The 20,604-nt window shown below is 72.3% G+C and carries 22 protein-coding genes, 1 other RNA gene and 1 pseudogene; 14 read left to right on the forward strand and 10 right to left on the reverse strand.

The window, feature by feature from the left end; genetic code table 11:
- Positions 1-166: 166 nt before the first annotated feature.
- Positions 167-583, forward strand: an RNA gene (rnpB, locus tag E1193_RS05805) — RNase P RNA component class A.
- Between the two features lie 272 nt (positions 584-855).
- Here rnpB and E1193_RS05810 read toward each other — a convergent pair.
- A complete protein-coding gene (locus tag E1193_RS05810) occupies positions 856-1,092 on the reverse strand; it encodes a winged helix-turn-helix domain-containing protein (RefSeq protein ID WP_132180984.1) in 237 nt (78 codons plus the stop codon).
- Positions 1,093-1,148: 56 nt separating this feature from the next.
- On the opposite strand from E1193_RS05810, the gene E1193_RS05815 reads away from it, so the two are divergent.
- Positions 1,149-1,670, forward strand: a complete 522-nt coding sequence (locus E1193_RS05815; RefSeq protein ID WP_132180986.1) for a GNAT family N-acetyltransferase — start codon at positions 1,149-1,151, stop codon at positions 1,668-1,670.
- 580 nt (positions 1,671-2,250) lie between these two features.
- On the opposite strand, the gene E1193_RS05820 is transcribed toward E1193_RS05815, so the two are convergent.
- Complete coding sequence (locus E1193_RS05820; RefSeq protein ID WP_207922579.1) at positions 2,251-3,015, reverse strand: AAA family ATPase; 765 nt, start codon at positions 3,013-3,015, stop codon at positions 2,251-2,253.
- Between the two features lie 145 nt (positions 3,016-3,160).
- Positions 3,161-3,367, reverse strand: coding sequence for a hypothetical protein (locus E1193_RS32925; RefSeq protein ID WP_243707311.1), 207 nt, complete (start codon positions 3,365-3,367; stop codon positions 3,161-3,163).
- Positions 3,368-3,438: 71 nt separating this feature from the next.
- Between E1193_RS32925 and E1193_RS32930 the strand changes: the two are divergent.
- Positions 3,439-3,752, forward strand: a pseudogene (locus E1193_RS32930) (GNAT family protein); the annotation flags it as partial.
- A 110-nt stretch (positions 3,753-3,862) separates the two neighbouring features.
- Here the strand turns inward: E1193_RS32930 and E1193_RS05835 are convergent.
- Positions 3,863-4,312 carry a hypothetical protein gene (locus E1193_RS05835; protein WP_132180990.1) on the reverse strand — a complete coding sequence of 150 codons (450 nt, stop codon included), beginning with the start codon at positions 4,310-4,312 and terminating at the stop codon, positions 3,863-3,865.
- Positions 4,313-4,457: 145 nt separating this feature from the next.
- Here E1193_RS05835 and E1193_RS05840 point away from each other — a divergent pair, with 145 nt between their 5' ends.
- The 4 genes from E1193_RS05840 (at position 4,458) to npdG (ending at position 7,897) form a co-directional block, all read left to right on the forward strand.
- Positions 4,458-4,661, forward strand: a complete 204-nt coding sequence (locus E1193_RS05840) for a hypothetical protein (protein WP_132180992.1) — start codon at positions 4,458-4,460, stop codon at positions 4,659-4,661.
- Positions 4,662-4,741: 80 nt separating this feature from the next.
- Positions 4,742-5,629: a histone gene (locus tag E1193_RS05845; RefSeq protein WP_132180993.1), complete on the forward strand. Its 888-nt coding sequence runs from the start codon at positions 4,742-4,744 to the stop codon at positions 5,627-5,629.
- A gap of 66 nt (positions 5,630-5,695) precedes the next feature.
- The gene (locus tag E1193_RS05850; RefSeq protein WP_132180995.1) at positions 5,696-7,129 is read left to right on the forward strand and encodes an RNB domain-containing ribonuclease; all 1,434 of its coding nucleotides are present in this window, start codon (positions 5,696-5,698) and stop codon (positions 7,127-7,129) included.
- Positions 7,130-7,198: 69 nt separating this feature from the next.
- Positions 7,199-7,897 (forward strand): NADPH-dependent F420 reductase, encoded by a 699-nt coding sequence (gene npdG, locus E1193_RS05855; RefSeq protein ID WP_132180997.1) that lies wholly within the window; start codon positions 7,199-7,201, stop codon positions 7,895-7,897.
- A gap of 101 nt (positions 7,898-7,998) precedes the next feature.
- Here the strand turns inward: npdG and E1193_RS31740 are convergent, their stop codons facing one another.
- From E1193_RS31740 to E1193_RS05875, 3 genes are all read right to left on the reverse strand, one after another.
- Positions 7,999-8,499 carry a hypothetical protein gene (locus E1193_RS31740; RefSeq protein WP_165945653.1) on the reverse strand — a complete coding sequence of 167 codons (501 nt, stop codon included), beginning with the start codon at positions 8,497-8,499 and terminating at the stop codon, positions 7,999-8,001.
- Positions 8,500-8,565: 66 nt separating this feature from the next.
- On the reverse strand, positions 8,566-9,411 hold the full coding sequence (gene panB / locus E1193_RS05870) for a 3-methyl-2-oxobutanoate hydroxymethyltransferase (RefSeq protein ID WP_132181001.1): 846 nt from the start codon (positions 9,409-9,411) through the stop codon (positions 8,566-8,568).
- 194 nt (positions 9,412-9,605) lie between these two features.
- Positions 9,606-11,366, reverse strand: a complete 1,761-nt coding sequence (locus E1193_RS05875; protein WP_132181003.1) for an NAD+ synthase — start codon at positions 11,364-11,366, stop codon at positions 9,606-9,608.
- 215 nt (positions 11,367-11,581) lie between these two features.
- Between E1193_RS05875 and glnA the strand changes: the two genes are divergently transcribed.
- The 4 genes from glnA (at position 11,582) to E1193_RS05895 (ending at position 14,640) form a co-directional block, all read left to right on the forward strand.
- A complete protein-coding gene (glnA, locus tag E1193_RS05880) occupies positions 11,582-12,931 on the forward strand; it encodes a type I glutamate--ammonia ligase (protein ID WP_132181005.1) in 1,350 nt (449 codons plus the stop codon).
- An 81-nt stretch (positions 12,932-13,012) separates the two neighbouring features.
- A complete protein-coding gene (locus tag E1193_RS05885) occupies positions 13,013-13,438 on the forward strand; it encodes a DUF350 domain-containing protein (RefSeq protein ID WP_132181007.1) in 426 nt (141 codons plus the stop codon).
- A gap of 36 nt (positions 13,439-13,474) precedes the next feature.
- On the forward strand, positions 13,475-14,167 hold the full coding sequence (locus E1193_RS05890) for a YafY family protein (protein ID WP_132181009.1): 693 nt from the start codon (positions 13,475-13,477) through the stop codon (positions 14,165-14,167).
- A 101-nt stretch (positions 14,168-14,268) separates the two neighbouring features.
- Positions 14,269-14,640 (forward strand): VOC family protein, encoded by a 372-nt coding sequence (locus E1193_RS05895; protein ID WP_132181011.1) that lies wholly within the window; start codon positions 14,269-14,271, stop codon positions 14,638-14,640.
- Between the two features lie 239 nt (positions 14,641-14,879).
- On the opposite strand, the gene E1193_RS05900 is transcribed toward E1193_RS05895, so the two are convergent.
- From E1193_RS05900 to E1193_RS05910, 3 genes are all read right to left on the reverse strand, one after another.
- On the reverse strand, positions 14,880-15,320 hold the full coding sequence (locus E1193_RS05900; RefSeq protein WP_132181013.1) for a hypothetical protein: 441 nt from the start codon (positions 15,318-15,320) through the stop codon (positions 14,880-14,882).
- 184 nt (positions 15,321-15,504) lie between these two features.
- Positions 15,505-16,434, reverse strand: coding sequence for an LD-carboxypeptidase (locus E1193_RS05905; protein WP_132181015.1), 930 nt, complete (start codon positions 16,432-16,434; stop codon positions 15,505-15,507).
- 29 nt (positions 16,435-16,463) lie between these two features.
- Positions 16,464-16,880, reverse strand: coding sequence for a VOC family protein (locus E1193_RS05910; protein ID WP_132181017.1), 417 nt, complete (start codon positions 16,878-16,880; stop codon positions 16,464-16,466).
- Positions 16,881-16,986: 106 nt separating this feature from the next.
- Between E1193_RS05910 and E1193_RS05915 the strand changes: the two genes are divergently transcribed.
- The 3 genes from E1193_RS05915 to E1193_RS05925 form a co-directional block, all read left to right on the forward strand.
- Positions 16,987-17,589 carry a TetR/AcrR family transcriptional regulator gene (locus E1193_RS05915; RefSeq protein WP_243707306.1) on the forward strand — a complete coding sequence of 201 codons (603 nt, stop codon included), beginning with the start codon at positions 16,987-16,989 and terminating at the stop codon, positions 17,587-17,589.
- Positions 17,590-17,672: 83 nt separating this feature from the next.
- Positions 17,673-18,440: a type 1 glutamine amidotransferase gene (locus tag E1193_RS05920; RefSeq protein WP_132181019.1), complete on the forward strand. Its 768-nt coding sequence runs from the start codon at positions 17,673-17,675 to the stop codon at positions 18,438-18,440.
- Between the two features lies 1 nt (position 18,441).
- Positions 18,442-20,604 (forward strand): bifunctional [glutamine synthetase] adenylyltransferase/[glutamine synthetase]-adenylyl-L-tyrosine phosphorylase (locus E1193_RS05925; protein WP_132181021.1); only part of this gene is annotated, 2,163 nt, incomplete at its 3' end.

Raw genomic sequence — 20,604 nt, forward strand, 5'->3', positions numbered from 1 at the left:
GAGAGCCGCTGCTTCCGCTTCTACTTCGAGAGCCTGTGGCATCGCCACCGATTGAGGCGTGGGACCTGCCCGCCGTGTCGCCCGTCGCCCGCCCCGGCCGGTAGCGCCCGGTCCGGGGCGGAATCGGGACCGCCCGCCCTGTCGTTAGGATGGAGGACGCGACGGACGAGTCGACCGGGCGGTCGCGTCGGCGGGCTGCGGCCTGCCGCCGAGGAACGTCCGGACTCCACAGGGCAGGGTGGTTGCTAACGGCAACCCGGGGTGACCCGCGGGACAGTGCCACAGAAAACAGACCGCCGTCCCGATACGGGACGGTAAGGGTGAAACGGTGGGGTAAGAGCCCACCAGCACTCCGGGTGACCGGGGTGGCTCGGTAAACCCCACCCGGAGCAAGGCCAAGAAAGGGCCGTCACCGCAGGGTGGCGCCCGGCGCAGACGCTCGAGGGCTGCCCGCCCGATGTCTGCGGGTAGGCCGCACGAGCCTGTCGGCGACGGCAGGCCGAGATGGATGGCCGCCGCCGGCGCGGACCCTGCGAGGGGTACGCGCCGGGCACAGAATCCGGCGTACAGGTCGACTCGTCCGTCGCCCACCAGCTCAGAGCCGCGATCAAGGCTCTGAGCTGGTTCTATGTCCGGGCGTCGATGGTCGTCCTTGGTCAATCTTGGCCGACATTTGACGGCCTGGCGACGGCCCGACGGCCTGGAGGCGGCCTGATCTTGAACCGATTGCATCAGCATGTATTTATGGGTTGCGGTATGGTCGGTGGGTCGGCCTTGCTCGGTGACGCGCCGCAAGATGCCCTGGCTGCCACCCCGTCACCCGTCGTTTTGCACCCCGTGGAGTGGGTATCGAAGCTATTGCCCCTCTGGCTTGACGAACGTGCCCTTGCCGGGCACCACGTAGACCAAGCCTTCGTTCACCAGCACCCGAACCGTGTGCAGGATGGTGCCGCGCGCCAGGCCGTATTCCTGCTGAAGCCGGGCCACGCTCGGGATCGGCCGGTTGGGTGGCAGGTCTCCGCGCTCGATCTGCTCGCGCAGGATCGCCGTCAACTGCTGGTAGACCGGCACTGGCCCTTCGGGGTCGATCACGGTGTTGGAGGAAAGAGCAGCTCCTTTCGCGGTCGAGCACCGGCTACCTTCGCCGCATGCCTGAACTGATCCTGCCGACCACCCGCCTGCACGCCGCCTTTCTTGAGTGCCGCGACGACTGGGGCCCCGGTCTTCACGAGGACGGCTTCGGCCTGGCCGCCGACGACGACGTGGACTCACCCGAGGGCTTCGCCACCTGGGTGCACCAGCGGGTCCGCCTGGCCCACCTGGCCGGGGAACCCTGCCCGAACGAGCAACACAGCTCACCCCGCTGGATCGTCGAAGACGGCCAGGTACTCGGGGGCATCGACCTGCGGCACAAATTCGACAACGACCTCGGCCACATCGGCTACGGCGTACGCCCGTCCGCGCGTCGTCGCGGGCTGGCGAGCTGGGCACTGGGCGAGATGCTCCGCGAGGCCCGCGCCACCCTCGGCCTCGACCGCGTCCTCATTCCCTGCCTCGCCGACAACGTCGCCTCAGCCCGAACCATCGAACGCAACGGCGGTGTCCTCGAAGGTATCTGCGACTTCGAGGACTTCTCGGTGAGGCGCTACTGGATCGCCCTGAACCAGTGAGCGTGCCCGACCGCGGCGTCCGGCGATGGTTGCCCCTGGTCCGCCTGGTCCGCCTGGTGCGTCTTCACGGCCACCCACCCCGCGCCCCGGCGGCGGCCGGACCGGCCACGCGCAGTGCGAGGCCAGCGGCGAGGTACAGCACCCACCGGCGCGGCCGTCGACGAGCGTCCTCCCTCAAGGTCATTTCCGCACGATCGATCGACTAGTCGGCTTTCGTGTCGCGGACCCCGCTTCCGACGGACACCGCCACAGTGGCGTAGTTGACCTAACCTCGCCCGACACGAACCCGGCTCCCGGGGTCGAAGCTGGCCACCGGCGGCCACCCCTCAGCAGTTCGACTACAGTCCAGTTCGCACCACTCTTCGCATCACCCGTTATTGCTTTGACCGCTTCGACCTGGCCAAGGTGCACAACAGGAACTTCCCCCATGCCCATAGCTGCTCTAATCCGGAACGGCCAACGAAGTATGTCGCGCCATACCGGCTGTTTTCCCACAAGATCTCGCCTGACCTCTGGCGTAGGTCGTCGGCTTGTCTCGAACTAATCATCCGATAGCCCTTGGTCCTACCAGGGCCGACCTTCAGCCGTTTGAAGTGCTCGAACCGAGGTTCCCGGTTGACAAGTTCGGTGGTTGCCGTGTCCTTGCCAGTAGCGGGCGCACCGTAAAGAACCAGGCCCTTTCTCGCAGTTCAGCCATCTTGCTGAGCAGCTCCTTGGCTTGCTCCTGTAGCGGTCGAGCGCCTGCGGAGTTGTCGACGCTTACGTAGGGAATCTTGGGCTCGAACATAAGGTCAAGGCCATCAAGGTACTTGGCCCAGTTTCCAAGCTTGTAGTCATCTCGGGCGGCACCACGGCGACAGATATAGGTGTGCATGGTATCGGCATCGCAGTACACCCAAACAACCTGGAGAGTTCCGCTGTACTCCGCTACCGTGGCGGCCAGACGATCACACCATGCTTTATCTCGTAGCTCCTTGGTGAAGGGCGCAGTCACGACCACCGACAACCCGCACTGCAAATTTTCCGTGAGGGTGGCCGTCAGGGTTTCGTATTTCGCAGGGCGGATCGCCGACAGGTAGGTCTCTGACTCGCGATCGTGGGGAGACCGCCCCATCCGCTCTAGCGCTGCTTCGACCACAGGCCGCGTTGTTGTGTCTTTGTCGAGTATCGCCCAGCCAGTCTGACGAGCGATAACGCGCCCGAACTCTGTCTTGCCCGATCCGGGATATCCTCCAATGAGGATTACTCGGGGTCCTGACTTGTTCGGGGCTCCGCCGGGGATGTGCACGATTCGACTTGAACGAGCCCGATTGATAACGAGCCCTTCGTCCGCCAGCATCGCCATCGCTCGATTGATTGTAGCAACGCTGTGTCCCAGGGCGCCGCAAGAGCCTGCCCGACCAGCCACTCAGATCCCCCCGGACGCCGACCGCCCCTTGCACCTCCGGATGGCGTTTGCAAAACCGCAGCTGGTTCGGCGACGCGGCATTTCATGGAGCCGGAAGGTTCTGCGCGCCGACAATGTCGACGCCGGATTTCTCGCCGCTGAAATCCGACACTACGTCTGCCACCCTGAATACCGGGCGGCGATCGGCAGCCAGGCCGAGTACCAACGGCTTCTCGCCGAGTTGCCCGACCGGGACGGTTGAAAGGACGTGCCAACGCAGGCCGAACGTCAAGCCCTTCTGTCTCGCCACGCCCACAGGTTGTCCTAAGCCGTGCCGTCGCTCACCCCGCCCGCCGTGCCACCTGGTTCGCTGGCCGCACGGGGCAGGTCGTCGGGCAGATCAGCCTGCGCCGGCTGGTCCTCGCCGAAGGGCTCGCCGAGGTTTCCTACCGGGGGCTGCCGTCCGCCCGTGGTCGTCGGGTCGACCGGCGGGCGTCGTCGGCGCTGGCCGCCTGGTGCTTCGAGGTTCCCGGGCTGCACCGCGCCGAGCTGAGCCACTCGACGGCGAACGTCGCGTCCTGCCGGATCGCGGCGTACGCCAGCTTCCCGCCGAGGGCACGAAGCGGGGCGAGGGACTGCACACCGACGGCTGGCACGACATGCACCTGCACGCCCGGCTGTACGACGACCACTGATGAGTGCCGCCGAGCGCCCTCCGGTACCGGTACCGGCCGTTGCCCAGGTCATGACCGCCGATTCTGCCGGTGCCGGCGATGCGGCGGTACCGGCCGTCGCGCGGTGCCGGTCACGACGGGCACGGCATCCGCTCCAGCCCCGCCGGATTGGAGCCTGGACCAACCACCTGCGCGAAGCAGCCGTCGGCGGTGGCCCGCTGCCACCCGAAGACGCTCGACGCGGTCTTCGCCACGCGTACCCGGAAAACCAGCCGGACCCCTGTGGTGCCGGTCTCCACGTTGAGCACCTCGACGCCGTCGGCACGGTCGGCGATTCCGCGCAGCGTCGCCTGCCCGGCCGCCGGGTCGGCCAGCAGTCTCGTCCGCGTCCGCTGGGCGGTTGCGGTCACCTCGCGGCCCGCCCGCTGCTCCAACCGCTGCTGTGAGTGGTCCCGCAGCAGTGGCGCCGCCGCCACCAACCCGACCACGGCCAGCGCCACCACCACACTCGCGGCAACCAGGCCGCGTCGCGCCCGCGCCAATCTTCCTTCCCCGAAACGCACCTCGGGATTCTGCTTCACCGATCCCCTTCCCGGCTGCCCCATCAACGGCAGGCTGGTTCCGTCATTCCCGCCCGCATGCCCTCTGAGCAGGTCTAATGTGGAAGTCGGCGCGTATTTACCCGATCCGGTGGCGGCCGGGCTGCTCGCGGTGCACAGTGATCCCATGAACGACAGCGGACGTGGCGGGCACTACTACTGGTGCACGCGACACCACCGGGTCGAGACCGATGCCGACGTGTGTCCCGCCCGGCACGTTCTCGGGCCGTACGCCTCAGCCGCCGACGCGGAGAACGCCCTGCAGAGGGTGCGGGAGCGCAACGACGCGTGGGAGGCCGAGGACGCCCGCTGGGCCGGGGAGGGCAGATAGGCGGCGCGGGACGGCCCGCGTCGAGGAACTCCGTGTCTCCGTTAGGCACGTGAGCGCATGTCCCCAAGGAGGGAACCGAGATGGCCGAAGCACAACAGGCCACCACCCGCCCGGCAGCCAGGAAATCCGCCGCGGCGGAGCGGACCGCTGGCACCACCCGGAGCACCGCGGCACGCCGGTCCGCGCCGGCCACCGTGACGGCCCGGAGAGCAACGGCCGGCAAGGCGTCGCCGAGCGCCGCGGGCGCCGGGACCGGGCGTGCCCCGGCCACCACGGCGACCGCCGCGAAGAAGACCACGGCCGCGAAGAAGACCACGGCCGCGAAACGAACCACGGCCGGGAGGAAGACCACGGCCGCGAAGCGGACCACGGCCGCGAAGCGGACGACGGCGGCGAAGACGGCACCGGTGACGAAGACCGCCGCGAAGAAGGCCCCGGCGACCAGGATGACGGCGAAGAAGGCTCCCGCCAAGAAGGCCGTCACCCGGGCCACCGCCGGGGCGAAGAAGACCACGGCAGCGGCGAAGAAGGCCGGCACCGCCGCTCAGAAGACCACCGGCGGGGCGAAGAAGACCACGGCAGCGGCGAAGAAGACCGCCGCCGCGAAGTCCACCGCGACCACCCGGAAGGTCACCTCCACCGGCAGGAAGGCCACGGCCGCGGTCCGCAAGAGCGCCGGCGCGGCGAAGAAGACGACGTCGGCCGCCGCGAAGAAGACCACCATGGCCGCGAAGCAGGCGCCGGCCTCGAAGACCACCGCCAGGAAGGCTTCGGCGACGAAGACCACCACCCGCAAGGCCCCCGCGAGGAAGTCGACCGCCACATCGTCGACCACGGCCCGCAAGTCGGCGGCGAAGACGGCACCCGCGAAGAAGACCACCGCCCGCAAGGCCCCCTCACGTACGGCGGCCGCCCGCGCCTCCGCGCCGGCCGGCACCCGCTCGCGGGCGCGGAAGGCCACCGGCTGACCGTACGGCGACCGCCGCCCCTTTCGCCGGAGAGCGGATCATCCGCCGGGCTGCCAGGATTGACCCGTGGTCATCCGACGTGTGCTGGCGCCCCGCATCGACTTCGGTGCGCTGCGCCGCGAACTGGGACTGCCGGACAGTTTCCCGGTCGCGGCGCAGCGCGAGGCGGACGAGGCAGCCGCCGCCCCGCCCTCCAGCCGGGTCGACCGCACCGACGTTCCGTTCGTCACGGTCGACCCGGCGACCTCCCGCGACCTCGACCAGGCGATGCACCTGAGCCGCCGCCCCGGCGGCGGCTTCCGGGTGCGGTACGCCATCGCCGACGTCGCCGCCCACGTCCGCCCCGGTGGCCCGCTGGAGTTGGAGACCTGGCGGCGCGGGCAGACCGTCTACCTTCCCGACGGCAACGTGCCGCTGCACCCGCGCACGCTCAGCGAGGGCGCGGCCAGCCTGCTGCCCGACGCCGACCGGGCGGCGGTGGTGTGGACCCTCGACCTCGACGCCGACGGCGGCACCGACGCCGTCGCGCTGGAACGCGCCCGGGTACGCAGCCGCGCCAAGCTCGACTACGTCGGGGTACAGGCCGCCGCCGAAACCGGGACCCTGCCGGAGCCGATCGCCCTGCTGCCCGAGATCGGCGCGCTGCTCACCGACCGTGGGCTGCGCCGGGGCGCGATCAACCTGCCGCTGCCCGAGCAGGACGTCGAGCCCGACGGCGACGGCTGGCGGCTGGTGCTGCGCGGCCCCGTCCCGACGGAGGACCACAACGCCCAGATTTCGCTGCTCACCGGGATGGCCGCCGCCGACATCATGCTCGCCGGCGGGATCGGACTGCTGCGGACCATGCCGCCGCCGAAGCCCGAGGCGGTGACCCGGCTGCGGGCCGCGGCGGCTGCGCTGGGCGTGCCCTGGCCGGACGGGACCAGCGTCGGCGAGCTGCTGGTCGGGCTGGACACCACCCAGTCCCGGGCCGCGGCCTTCGTCGACCAGGCGGCCGAGTTGATGCGCGGGGCCGCGTACACCGCCTTCGACGGCGAGCCGCCCGAGCAGCCGGAGCACGGCGGCGTCGCCGCCGCGTACGCCCACGTCACGGCCCCGCTGCGCCGGCTCGCCGACCGGTACGCGACGGAGGTCTGCCTGGCCCTGCACGAAGGCCGGCCGGTCCCCGACTGGGCCAGGGCGGCGCTGCCCCGGCTGCCCGAGGTGATGGCCGCCACCGACCGCACGGCCGGCGCGGCCACCCGAGGCGCGATCGAGCTGGCCGAGGCGGTGCTGCTGGCGCACCGGGTCGGAGAGACCTTTCCCGCCGTCGTGCTCGACGTGGACGCCCCGCCGAACGGGCAGTCGAAGCCGGGCCGGCAGCCCGGCGGCACGGTGGCGTTGGACGACCCGCCGGTGCGCGCCCGGTGCGGCGGCGAGCTGCCGCTGGGCGAGCGGATCCGGGTGCGGCTGGTCACCGCCGACCCGGTCCGGCGCACGGTGCTGTTCGCCCGGGACTGACCGTCGGGGCGGGGTGTGTCACAGCGTCGGGCGCTGCTGCCGGGCGAGCCGGTTTGCGAGGATGATCGCATGGCTTACGACGCGACCACGCTGCCTGACGTCTCCGGGCTGATCGTCGGCATCATCGGGGGCACCGGCGACCAGGGGCGAGGGCTCGCCTACCGGTTCGCTCGGGCCGGGCAGACGGTGCTGATCGGTTCCCGTTCCGCCGAGCGCGCCGCCGAGGCCGCCGCCGAGATCGCGGCGCTGCCAGGGGTGCCGGCCGGGGCCGAGGTCACCGGGGCCGGCAACGAGGAGGTGGCCCGCCGCAGCGACGTGGTGGTGATCGCGGTGCCGTGGGACGGGCACGCCGACACCGTCGCCGCCCTGGCCGAACCGCTCGCCGGCACGATCGTGGTCGACTGCGTCAACCCGCTCGGCTTCGACAAGCAGGGCCCGTACGCGTTGCCGGTGGCGGAGGGCAGCGCCGTGCAGCAGGCCGCCGCCCTGCTGCCCGACTCGCGGGTCTGCGCGGCGTTCAACCACGTCAGCGCCCCGCTGCTGGCCGATCCGGAGATCGACCGGATCGACCTCGACGTGCTGATCTGCACCGAGGACCGGGAGCTGGTCGGCATCGTCGGCGCGCTGGCCGCCCGGATCCCCGGCATGCGCGGCATCTACGCCGGCCGGCTGCGCAACGCCCACCAGATAGAGGCGTTCACCGCCAACCTGATCGCCATCAACAAGCGGTACAAGGCACACGCCGGCATCCGCGTCACCGACCTCTGACACCGGCCCGCACGATCCGGATCCGTCGCGCGCCGGGCGAGAGCGGACCCGCCGGTCGTGGCGTGCCGACAGGACGGCATGCCACGACCGGCGGGGGCGGGTCAGAAGTTGATGTTGACGCCGGCCTTCTTGCAGGCGGCGTCGAGGTCGGTGCCGGCCTTCTCGAAGGCGGGACTGTCGGCGTCGGTGACGGCCTTGGCCGCCTTGTCGGCCTCCGTGCCGAACGCGACCAGCGCGGGGGCCACCTCGCTACCCGGGCCGGCGGTCGCGGCCGCGTCGGCCATTCCCTTGGCCATGTCGGCGTAGGCCTTCTTCATCACCGCCGTCACGTCCTGACCCGGCGACATGGCCTTCACGAGAGCCTGCTTCGACTCGTCGCCGATCTTCTTCGCCGCCTCGCAGAGCTTCTTCTCACTCGCCGGGTCGGCGGCGGAGGGCGCGGCGGCGGACGCGGTGGCAGCGGCGGTGGGGGCGTCCGCGACGGACGTGGTGGCCGGCAGCGTGGGCGTGGCCGTCTTCGCCGGCTCCTCCCCGCCGCACGCCGCCAGCGCCAGCGCGGAAACACAGGACAGAACAACAACCGAGATACGAGAGCGATACACGGACGGACACCCTAGCGGTTTCTCCGTTCGCGGGGTGCCCGTCCTGTGCCGCCTGCCCGTGGTCGATCAGAAGGTGTGCTCGGCGGCCGGGAACTCGCCGCCGCGTACCTCGTCGGCGAAGCGACGGGTCGCGTCGGTCAGCGCCCCGGCCAGGTCGGCGTACCGCTTGACGAACCGGGGCGCCCGGCCGGTGCGCAGGCCCGCCATGTCCTGCCAGACCAACACCTGCGCGTCGGTGTCCGGCCCGGCGCCGATGCCGACGGTCGGGATGTCCAGCTCGGCGGTGATCCGCTTGGCCACCTCGCCCGGCACCATCTCCAGCACCACCGCGAACGCGCCCGCCTCGGCCACCGCCCGGGCGTCGGCGAGCACCTCGTCGGCGGTGTCGCCGCGCCCCTGCACCCGGTAGCCGCCCAGGGTGTGCTCGCTCTGCGGCGTGAAACCGATGTGTGCCATCACCGGGATGCCGGCGCCGACGATCGCGGAGATCTGTGCGGCGCACCGCCGCCCACCCTCCAGCTTCACCGCGTGGCAGCCGCCCTCCTTCATGAACCGCACCGCCGTGCGCAGCGCCTGCGCCGGCCCCTCCTCGTAGGAGCCGAACGGCAGGTCGCCGACGACCAGCGACTGCCGGGTCGCCCGCACCACGGCCCGCACCAGCGGCAGCAGCTCCTCGGCGGTCACCGGCAGGGTCGTCTCGTAGCCGAACACGTTGTTCGCCGCCGAGTCGCCGACCAGCAGCACCGGGATGCCGGCGGCGTCGAAGATGCCGGCGGTGTACTGGTCGTACGAGGTGAGCATCGCCCAGCGCTCGCCGCGTTGCTTGGCGGCGATCAGGTCGCGGGTGCGGACCCGCCGGGTCGCCGGGCCGCCGTAGAGGGCGGTCACCTCGGTCGGGGTGGTCTCCACCATGACTGTCTCCTCTCCTCGAGGCCGCTGTCGCGGTCCCCGGGTACCTGCCGCGATCGTCGCACCGGGCGACCCCGTCCGGGCAGGGTGCAGTGCAGGATGTCACTTGGCGCGCCGTGGCGGGGTCCGAGGGGCGGACCCCGCCACGATCACGGACCAGGGGGCGGCCACCGGTCGCGCTGTGGAGCCGGGAAGGATCAGCTGTTCTCCCGCCAGCGGTTGGTGATCGGCAACCGCCGGTCCCGTCCGAACGCCTTGATGGAGATCTTCGTCCCCGGGGCGGACTGGCGGCGCTTGTACTCGGCGGTGTCCACCAGTCGGAGCACCCTGTCCACCACCGCCGGGTCGTGCCCGGAGGAGACCAGCCCGTCCCGGCCCAGGTCGCCGTCGACGTAGCCGATCAGGATCGGGTCGAGCACGTCGTACTCGGGAAGGCTGTCACTGTCGAGCTGGCCGGGGCTCAGCTCGGCCGACGGCGGCTTGCCGATGGAGTTCTCCGGAATCGGCGGGGTCTGGCCCCGGGCGTCGGCGTCGGCGTTGCGCCACTTCGCCAGCCGCCAGATCAGCGTCTTCCAGACGTCCTTGACCGGGTTGAAGCCGCCGACCGAGTCGCCGTAGAGAGTGGAGTAGCCGACCGCCAGCTCGCTCTTGTTGCCGGTGGTGAGAACGAGGTGACCCTCCTGGTTCGACAGCGCCATCAGGATCACGCCGCGCACCCGGGCCTGGAGGTTCTCCACCGCCACGCCGGACAGCGACATGTTGGCCAGGAAGGTGTCCACCATCGGCTGGATCGGCTCGATCCGGTAGTCCAGCCCGGTCCGCTTGGCCAGCTCCTCCGCGTCGGCCCGGGAGTGTTCCGAGGAGTGCTGGCTGGGCAGGGAGACGCCGACCACCCGGTCGGGCCCGAGCGCGTCGACGGCGAGCGCCGCGACCACCGCCGAGTCGATGCCGCCGGAGAGGCCGAGCACCACCGAGGGGAAGCGGTTCTTGTTGACGTAGTCGCGCAGGCCGAGCACCAGCGCCTGCCAGACCTCGGCCTCGTCGGCGACCGGGGCCATGGTCCCCCCGTCGGCCACCGGGCCCGCCGGCGCCGCCGGGATCGCCCCGACGGCACGCCGCAGCACCCGCATCCCGTCGGCCAACTCCTCGGCCTCCGGGCCGGGCGGGCCCGCTTCGGGCAGCTCGACGTCGTGCACCAGCAGGTGTTCGACGAACTGCGGGGCGCGGGCCAGCAGCGTGCCGTCGGCGGCCACGACCATCGAGTCGCCCTCGAAGACCAGCTCGTCCTGCCCGCCGATCATGTTGACGTACGCGATGGTGGCGCCGGCCTCCGCGGCCCGGCGGCGCACCAGCGGCAGCCGGATGTCGTCCTTGTTCAGCTCGTACGGCGAGCCGTTGATGTTGACCACCAACCCGACGTCGGCCTGCCGGGCCACCGCGAACGGGCCGCCGGCCTGCCAGAGGTCCTCGCAGATGGTCAACGCCACGTCCACGCCGCCGACGCGTACCACCGTGAACGTGTCGCCGCAGACGAAGTAGCGGTCCTCGTCGAAGACGCCGTAGTTGGGCAGGTGGTGCTTGAAGTAGGTGGCCACGACGGCACCGCCGTGCAGCAGCGCGGCGGCGTTTCGGGCCCCCCGGCCGGGCTGGGCGTCCCCGGAGACCTGGGGCGGGCCGTCGGCGTCGAGGTAGCCGACCACCACCGGCAGGTCGCCCAGGCCGTCGGCGGCCAGGTCGGCGGCGAGGCGTTCCAGCGCGGCCTGCGACGCCGCCACGAACGAGCGGCGGAAGACCAGATCCTCGACCGGGTAGCCGGTCAGCATCATCTCCGGGAAGGCGACGAGCTGGGCGCCGGCGTCGGCGGCCTTGCGGGACCAGGTGCGGACCAGCGCCGCGTTGCCGGCGAGGTCGCCGACGGTCGGGTTGACCTGGGAGAGGGCGAGACGCAGGGTGGGCATGTGTTCATCTTGCCCCAGCGGGCCCGCGCCAATCCGCAGCGCCGGACGAGACGGCGGCCACCCGCCGGGGTGGCGGCTCCCCGGCGTGATCCGGCGGGGCGGGACACCACAGGACGCGCGCAGGTAGGTCGCGTAACGTCTGCTTAACCAGGCCGGTGGAGACTGGGCGATCAGGCCGGGCCGGCACCGGACGTACGTCGTGAGAGGTTGGGGAAGTGGACCGTCAGCAGGAGTTCGTCCTCCGTACGCTGGAAGAGCGGGACATCCGGTTCGTCCGGCTGTGGTTCACCGACGTGCTCGGCACGCTCAAGAGCGTGTCGGTGGCCCCCGCCGAGCTGGAGGCGGCCTTCGAGGAGGGCATCGGTTTCGACGGCTCGGCGATCGAGGGCTTCGCCCGGGTCTTCGAGTCCGACATGGTCGCCATGCCCGACCCGACCACCTTCCAGGTCTTCCCCTTCGAGGGTGGGGTCAGCGGCGAGAGCGCCCGGATGTTCTGCGACATCCTGCTGCCCGACGGCAGCCCGTCCTGGGCCGACCCGAGGCACGTGCTGCGCCGGATGCTCTCCAGGGCCGCCGAGAAGGGCTTCACCTTCTACACCCACCCGGAGATCGAGTTCTTCCTGTTGGAGAACGGCCCGCAGGACGGCTCGGTGCCGGTGCCGGTGGACACCGGCGGGTACTTCGAGCACACCACGCACGCCGTGGCGCGGGACTTCCGCCGCCAGGCAGTGCTGGCCCTGGAGCGGATCGGCATCTCGGTGGAGTTCAGCCACCACGAGGTCGCCCCCGGCCAGCAGGAGATCGACCTGCGCTACGCCGACGCGCTGACCACCGCCGACAACATCATGACCTTCCGGCACGTGGTCAAGGAGGTGGCGCTCTCCACCGGGGTGCAGGCCACCTTCATGCCGAAGCCCTTCACCGACCAGCCGGGCAGCGGCATGCACACCCACCTGTCGCTGTTCGAGGGGGAGCGCAACGCGTTCCACGACGCCGGCGACCCGATGAAGCTGTCCAAGGTGGCCAAGTCGTTCATCGCGGGCCTGCTCGCCCACGCCCGCGAGTACACCGCCGTCACCAACCAGTGGGTCAACTCCTACAAGCGGCTCTTCCCGCAGGCGCTGCCGGACCGGATCACCGAGAGCCCGGCGTACGTCTGCTGGGGGCACCTCAACCGCTCGGCGCTGGTCCGGGTGCCCGCGTACGGCAAGCCGAACTCGGCCCGGGTGGAGGTCCGCTCGCTGGACTCGGCGGCCAACCCCTACCTGGCCTTCGCGGTCATGCTCGGCGCCGGCCTCAAGGGCATCGAGGAGGGCTACGAGCTGCCGCCGGGCGCGGAGGACGACGTCTGGTCGCTGTCCAGCGCCGAGCGGCGGGCCATGGGGTACGAAGCCCTGCCGGAGAACCTGTCCGAGGCGATCGACGTGATGGCCGGGTCCGAACTGGTCGCCGAGGTGCTCGGCGAGCACGTCTTCGACTTCTTCCTGCGCAACAAGCGGGCCGAGTGGGAGCAGTACCGCCGCGAGGTCACCCCCTACGAGCGGCAGCGCTACCTGTCCCTCTAGATCACGCTTGCGCGGGGCCGCTATCGTCTCGATCACCGTGCCGGCACCCTCGCCGGCCGGTGGACGGGCGGAGGCGGTCAGGTGCTGGAGGATCTGCTCAGCGGAGCATGGCAGAGCGTGGTCTTCGGGGTCGTCGGGGTGCTCCTGATGGCCGCCGGTTTCCTGCTGGTGGACGTGCTGACCCCGGGAAGGCTGCGCGAGCTGATCTGGGTGCGGCGCAACGGCAACGCGGCGTTGCTGCTCGCCGCCAACCAGCTCGGCATCGCCGGGATCGTCTTCACCGCGATCCTGACCAGCTACAGCGACTTCGCCAAGGGTCTCGCCTCCACGGTGGTCTTCGGGCTGATCGGCCTGCTGATCATGGCGCTGGCGTTCTTCGTGCTCGACCTGCTCACCCCCGGGCGGCTCGGTGAGATCGTCTGCTCCGACGAGCCGCACCCGGCGGCGTGGGTCAGCGCCGCCACGCACTTCGGCGCGGCGCTGATCGTCTGCGCCTGCATCGCCTGACGCCGGCTGTCGTACCCCGGGTCTAGCCTGCCCGGGGTGAACCGGACGGACCGTCTCTATGCCCTGGTGGAGGAGTTGCGGGCGGTGTCGCCCCGGCCGCGCAGTGCCCGCTGGCTGGCCGGGCGTTTCGAGGTGAGCGTGCGCACCATCGAGCGGGACATCGCCGCGCTGCAGGCCGGTGGCGTGCCCATCTGGGCCGAGCCCGGCCGCACCGGCGGCTACGTCGTCGACCGCGCGCGCACCCTGCCGCCGGTCAACCTCACCGCCGGTGAGGCGGTGGCTATGGCCCTCGCGCTGCGCCGCCTCGGCGGCACCCCGTTCGCCGCGTCCGGCGCCAGCGCGCTGCGCAAGCTGCTCGCGGTGCTGCCGGCCGCCGATGCGGCCGAGGCGCGCCGGCTCGCCGGCCGGGTCCATCTGGTCGGCGGCGAGCCGGCCACGCCCGTCCCGGCCGCCGTCGCCGACGCGGTCACCGCGCGCCGCGTGCTGCGCCTGCGGTACGCCGACCGTGTCGGCGCCGACTCGGTACGCGAGGTCGAGCCGCTCGGCTACCTGGGCAACCCCACGCACTGGTACCTGCTCGCCTGGTGCCGGCTGCGCGACGCGCTGCGCTGCTTCCGTACCGACAGGATCCTGGAGGTGGCGCCGTTGCCGGAGCTGGTCACCCGCGAGTGGCGCCCGGCGGACCTGGACATCCCCACCGAGCGGGTCCGACCGCTGAGCCTGCTCTGACACCGGCCGGTAAACACCGACAGGACGGTGTCGCGGACCACTCCGAGGCTGTCTGCTGACGACGCCGGCCGTCCGGCCGGCGCGGAGACAGGAGGATGCACATGTCCACGACACCCGTCACCTGGTTCGAGATCGGCACCGACCGCCCCGACGAGGCGGAGCGGTTCTACGGCGAGTTGTTCGGCTGGACGTTCGAGGAGCAGGGTGCGCCGGGCCGGTCGTACCGGGTGACCGGGGCCGGTGGGGAAGAGGGGATCGGCGGGGCGGTCCGGGCCACCGAGGATGGCTCGCCGAACTACACGGTGTTCTACGCGGAGGTGGCCGACGTGGCGGAGACCTGCCGCCGGGCCGAGGCGGCCGGTGGGAAGGTGCTGGTGCCGTTGCGGACGGCGCCGAGCGGGCTCAGCTTCGCCCACCTGCTCGACCCGGCCGGCAACCAGCTCGGCGTCTTCACCCCGCCGGCCTCCGCCTGACCGGGCAGGCCACCGAAGCCGCGAGCCGCGAGTACCAGCCACACTGCCTCGGCAGCGATCTCCGCGTCTGCGGGCCGTGATGCCACCGCCAGCGTGAGAAGGGCGCAATCCGCTCCGGCCGACCTGGCGGTGTCCCGGTGAGGATGCCACCACCTCGCCGGCTCGGAGTCGGTCATCCGATGGAGTGTCCGGTCCCGCCGGGGTCGGCGGGACCGGACGCGAGGAAGGGGAGGGAGTGGTTACTTACCGGCCGGCCCCCAGCCGCCGTGGCCGCGACCGCCGGCGCCCGGGAAGACGCCCGACTCGACGGCCTTGGTGATCGCGTCGGCCTGCTCCCGGGTCAACCTGCCGTCCTTGACGGCCTGGTCGAGCCGCTCCTTGAGTTTCGCCTGCCGGGCCTCGGCCGACGGGCGTTCCGGCCGGTCGGCCTTGCGCTGCTCGCGCAACTTCTCCAACGCGGCCGTCACCTTGTCGGCCGGCACACCCAGCTCCTTGGCCAGCGCGTCGGCGAACTCGGCCTGCCGCTCCTGCCGGTTGTGGTGCTGCTCGCCGTTGCTGGTGCTCGGTGACGGTGCGGCGTTCTCCGCGAACGCCATGGTCGGGACGGCGATCCCCACGCCGAGAACTCCGGCGGCGGCCAGCCCGGCCAGCAGGTGCTTCTTCGAGATCGTGCGGGCCATTCGTCTCTCCATCAGGTCGGTGTGCGATGCCGTGACCGACAGTGGCCCATCTCCCTGAGCCGAACCCGTGCCAACGCTGTCACCCAGCTGAAAATCCACCTCCGCGCCCTGTTGATCATGAAGCTGGCAAGCTGGCGAGGGGTTTCCCCACCGTCAACTTCGTGATCGACCCGACCGGGGCGGGCTACTGGACGGCGGGGGTGATGGTGAGGGTGCCGGCGGTGGCGTCCAGGACGGCCGGGGTGCCGACGGGAACGGTGAGCTGGCTCGGGCCGTGGCCGATCGGCAGGCCGCCGAGGACGGGGACGCCCAGGTCGCCGAGGCGCTCGGCCAGCACGTCGACGACTGTGGTGTCCCAGCCGTCGGCGCAGTCGGTGAACTGGCCGACCGCCACCCCGGCGAGCCCGTCCAGCACGCCGGCTCGCCGCAGGTGGGTGAGCATCCGGTCGACCTTGTACGGCGGTTCCTGCACCTCCTCGACCAGCAGCACCGCCCCGCGTAGGTCTGGCATGTCCGGGGTGCCGATCGAGGCGGTGATCAGGCAGAGGTTGCCGCCGAGCAGCGGACCCTCCGCCCGCCCCGGCACCCGCACGGCGTAGGTCTCCTCCTCGGCGACCGCGTGCACCGTCACCGGTGCGGTGGTCATCAGCGCGGCGTGCAGGGACTCCGCCGAGCGCAGCGGGGTGCGGTCGTCTCGCCAGGCCGCTCCCGGCCCGTGCACGCCGGCCAGTCGGGCGCCCCGCCAGAGCGCGAACTGCAGGGCGGTGATGTCCGAGAAGCCGGCCACCACCTTCGGGTCGCGGCGTACCGCGGCCATGTCGATCAGGTCGACGATCCGCTGCGCGCCGTAGCCGCCCCGGGTGCAGATCACCCCGCGCACCTGCGGGTCGGTGAACGCGGTGTTCAGGTCGGCGGCGCGCAGCGCGTCATCGCCGGCCAGGTAGCCGCGCCGGGCGTACGCGTTCGGGGCCGGCACCGGGCGCAGCCCCCAGCCGGTCAGCAGCTCGACACCCCGGGCCACCCGCTCCGGGCGGGTCGGGCCGGACGGCGACACCAGCATCACCGTGTCACCGGGACGCAGGACCGGCGGGCGTACGCAGTCGTCGGTGAGCACAGCGGCAGAGCCTAGCCGCCGAGGGTGGCTCACCGGTCGACGTACTGCTCGGCGTACCCCGTGGCGGGTGGGATGGGCGTGATGACGTCGACGAGCACACCGTCGGGGGCGGCGATGATGAAGTGCCGTTGTCCGAAGTCCTCACTGCGCAGTTCCCGTTCCACGGGCAGGCCGCCCCGGACGACCAGCCGCTCCCACTCGGCGTCCACGTCGTCGACCTCGACGTTGAGCAGCAGTCCCCGCACGGGGGCGCGATACGCCTCGGGGAGCGTCGGGTGGTGGTGGTCGAGCAGCGCCAGTTCGTACCCGGGCGGGCCGGGCTGGCGCAGGCTCACGTACCAGTCGGCCTCGAAGGTCGTTTCGAAGCCGAGGTGGCGGCGGTAGAAGTCGTGGGATTCGGCGAGCTGCCGGGTGCAGATGACCGGATAGAAGCTGGTCAGTTTCATGGCGTTGATTCCTTTCGCATACCATCGGTATGCGAGATGACGGTAGTTAACATACCATCGGTATGTCAATCGGTGGTCGGGGTCGCAGGTGGCGGCCAGGTGGAGCGTGGAGGCGTACATGGCGCAGGGCGTCCGGGAACGACAGCGGGAGCAGACCCGCCGGGCCCTGCTGCGGGCCAGCCGGCGGCTCTTCGCCACCCGTGGATACCCGGCGGTGGGGCTGGCGGAGATCGTGCGGGTCACCGGGGTGACCAAGGGCGCGCTCTACCACCACTTCGCCGGCAAGACGGACCTGTTCCGCGCGGTCCTCGAGGAGGTCCAGCAGGAGGTCGGCCGGCGGGTCGCCGCCGCCGCGGACGCCCACGACGATCCCTGGGCGCGGTTCACCGCGGGCTGCCAGCAGTTCCTCACCGCCAGCACCGATCCCGAGCTGCAACGGATCATGCTGGTCGACGGCCCGGCCGTGCTCGGCTGGCACGAATGGCGGGCGCTGGACGAAGCGGCCGCCGGGCGGCACCTGACCGAGGCGCTGACCGAGCTGGTGGAGGCGGGCGTGATTGCCCGGCAGCCGGTTGCGCCACTGACCCACCTGCTCTCCGGCGCGATGAACGAGGCGGCGCTCTGGCTCGCCCGGTCGACGGATCCGGCCGACCTCACCGCCACCCGGGAGGCGCTGACCCGCATGCTCGAGGCCCTGCGTGCCCGGTGAGCCGGCCCGACCCGGCGCGGCTCGGCCGCACCGGGGTCCGAGTCGTTAAGGGGGCACCCGGCGCACCCGATAGCCTCGACACCGTGGCGACCGCGCTGGTGATCGAGAACGACCCGACCGACGACCTCCGCCGGCTGGGGGAGTGGCTGACCGAGGGAGGGCTCGACCTGCGGGTGCTGCGCCCGCACGCGGGCGACGAACTCCCCGCCGACCTGACCGGGTACGCCGCGCTGGTGGTGCTCGGCGGCGACCGGCAGGCGCACCCGGTGCCGGACGGCGCCCCGGGCGAGCCCTGGTTCCCCGCCCTCGAAGGGCTGCTGCGCAAGGCCGTTCGGCACCGGGTGCCCACCCTCGGAGTCTGCCTCGGCGCGCAGCTGCTGGCCACCGCGCACGCCGGCCAGGTCGAGCGCAGCCCCGCCGGCCCGGAGGTCGGCCCCGGCGTCGTCGGCAAGCGGGACGCCGCCGAGGCCGACCCGCTGTTCCGCTACGTGCCGCTGATCCCCGACGTCCTCCAGTGGCACGTCGACGAGATCACCGAACTGCCCCGGGGGGCGACCCTGCTGGCCGCCTCCACCCGCTACCCGCATCAGGCGTTCCGCCTCGGCGACCGGGCCTGGGGCCTGCAGTTCCACATCGAGTGCGACACCGCGATGATCGCCGACTGGGCCCGCGACTCGACGCTCCTGGCGGAGCTGGGCTACGACCCGGAGCTGGTGGTGGCGGCCTGCGACCGGGTGATGGCCGACGTCGAGGAGGTCTGGCAGCCGTTCGCGATCCGGTTCGCCGCCCTCGCTCTCGGCGAGCTGGACGACGCCACCGTCCGCCCCAGCCTGCCCCTGCTCGGGCATTGAGATGACCCGACCGACCAGGGGACGGCTGGCCCGCTACGGGTTCGCCGAGGGCGACGGCGGGGCGCGGGCGGCGGACCTGCTCGGCCCGGACGGGCTGGGGCTGTGGCGTACCGACGAGCAGGAACCGGTCGACGAGCCCGCCACCGAGCTGCTGGCCGCGCTGTCCCGGGCCGCCGACCCCGACCTGGCGTTACGTCAGCTCCACCGCCTGGTCGAGGCGGAACGCCGGGGCAACGGAGCCGCGGACCACGACACCGCCCGTTCGGCGCTGCTGGACGCGCTGCACGCCGACCCGGGGCTGCGTCGCCGGCTGCTCGCCGTGCTCGGCGCCTCGTCGGCCCTCGGCGATCACCTGGTGGCCAACCCGCGACAGTGGACCGTGCTGGCCACCGCCCCGGACGGGCTGGCCCCGATCGCCGAGGGGCGGCTCGACCTCGACCTCGCCGGGCGGCTCACCGCGTCCACCCAGCCGGTGGCGGTGCTGCGGCAGGCGTACCGGCTGGCGCTGCTGCGGATCGCGGCGGCCGACCTGACCGGCGGGCGGGGGCTGGAGCAGACCATGGGGGCGCTCTCCGCGTTGGCCGACGCCACCCTCGCCGCCGCGCACGAGATCGCGGTCGGCGAGCTTGCGGACGGGACGTCCCGGCCCCCGCTGGCGGTGGTGGCGATGGGCAAGTGCGGTGGCGACGAGCTGAACTACGTCTCCGACGTCGACGTGATCTTCGTGGCCGCCGACGACGCCGACCTGGCCGTCGCGACCCGGGTCGCCGCCCGGCTGATCGGCGTGTGCGGGCTGGTCGCCTGGCCGGTCGATGCCGCGCTGCGCCCCGAGGGCAACCGGGGGCCGCTGGTGCGTACCCTCGCCAGCCACCTCGCCTACTACCAGCGCTGGGCCCGCACCTGGGAGTTCCAGGCGTTGCTCAAGGCCCGGCCGGCCGCCGGTGATCTCGGCCTGGCCCGGCAGTGGATCGACGCGCTGGCCCCGCTGGTCTGGCGGGCCGCCGAGCGGCCGGAGGCGGTCGAGGACGTCCGCGCCATGCGCCGCAAGATCATCGACAACGTTCCGCCGAAGGAGCTGGAACGCGAGATCAAACGCGGCCCGGGCGGGCTGCGCGACATCGAGTTCGCCGTCCAGCTGCTGCAACTGGTGCACGGTCGGGGCGACGAGTCGCTGCGGGTCGCCGGCACCGTGCCGGCGCTGCGCGCCCTGGTCGCCGGCGGCTACGTCGGGCGGGCCGACGGGGAGGCGCTACTGCGCGGGTACCGCTTCCTGCGCGCCGTCGAACACCGGCTCCAGCTCCAGGGCCTGCGCCGTACCCACACCGTGCCGACCGAGCCGGCCGCGCTGCGCTGGCTCGCCGCCGCGCTCGGCTACACCGCCACCCCGGGCCGCAGCGCCGTGGAGAGTTTCCGCGCCGACTGGGTCGCGCACGCCACCGAGGTACGCCGGCTGCACGCCAAGCTGCTCTACCGGCCGCTGCTGGAGTCGGTGGCCCGGGTGCCGGCCGACGGGCTACGGCTGACCCCGGAGGCGGCCCGCCACCGGTTGGAGATCCTCGGCTTCGCCGACCCGGCCGGGGCGCTGCGTCACCTCCAGGCCCTCACCGGCGGGGTCAGCCGCACCGCCGCCATCCAACGCACCCTGCTGCCGGTGCTGCTCAGCGAGTTCGCCGACGCCCCCGAGCCGGACCGGGGCCTGCTCAACTACCGCCAGGTCTCCGACAAGCTCGGCTCCACCCCCTGGTACCTGCGGCTGCTGCGCGACTCCGGTCCGGTCGCCCGCCGGCTGGCCCGGGTGCTCTCCTCCTCCCGGTACGCCGCCGACCTGCTGGCCCGGGACCCGGAGGCGCTGCGGCTGCTGGCCGAGGAGAGCGAGCTGGCGCCGCGCGCCCGGGAGGTGCTCTGCGAGGGCTTCGCGGCCGCCGCCGCCCGGCACGACGACCCGGTCGAGGCCACCCGCGCGGTCCGCGCGCTGCGCCGCCGGGAGTTGGTCCGGATCGCCTGCGCCGACGTGCTCAGCCGGGCCGGTGGGCTCGCCCCCCGCCCCGAGCGCGGCCTGCCGGTAGCGCCACTGGCCGACGTGACCGCCGTGGGCGCCGCGCTGGCCGACGTCACCGACGCCACCCTGGCCGCCGCGCTGCGGACCGCCCGCGCCGCCCACCCC

Source organism: Micromonospora sp. KC606, assembly GCF_004348675.1.
Classification (GTDB): domain Bacteria; phylum Actinomycetota; class Actinomycetes; order Mycobacteriales; family Micromonosporaceae; genus Micromonospora.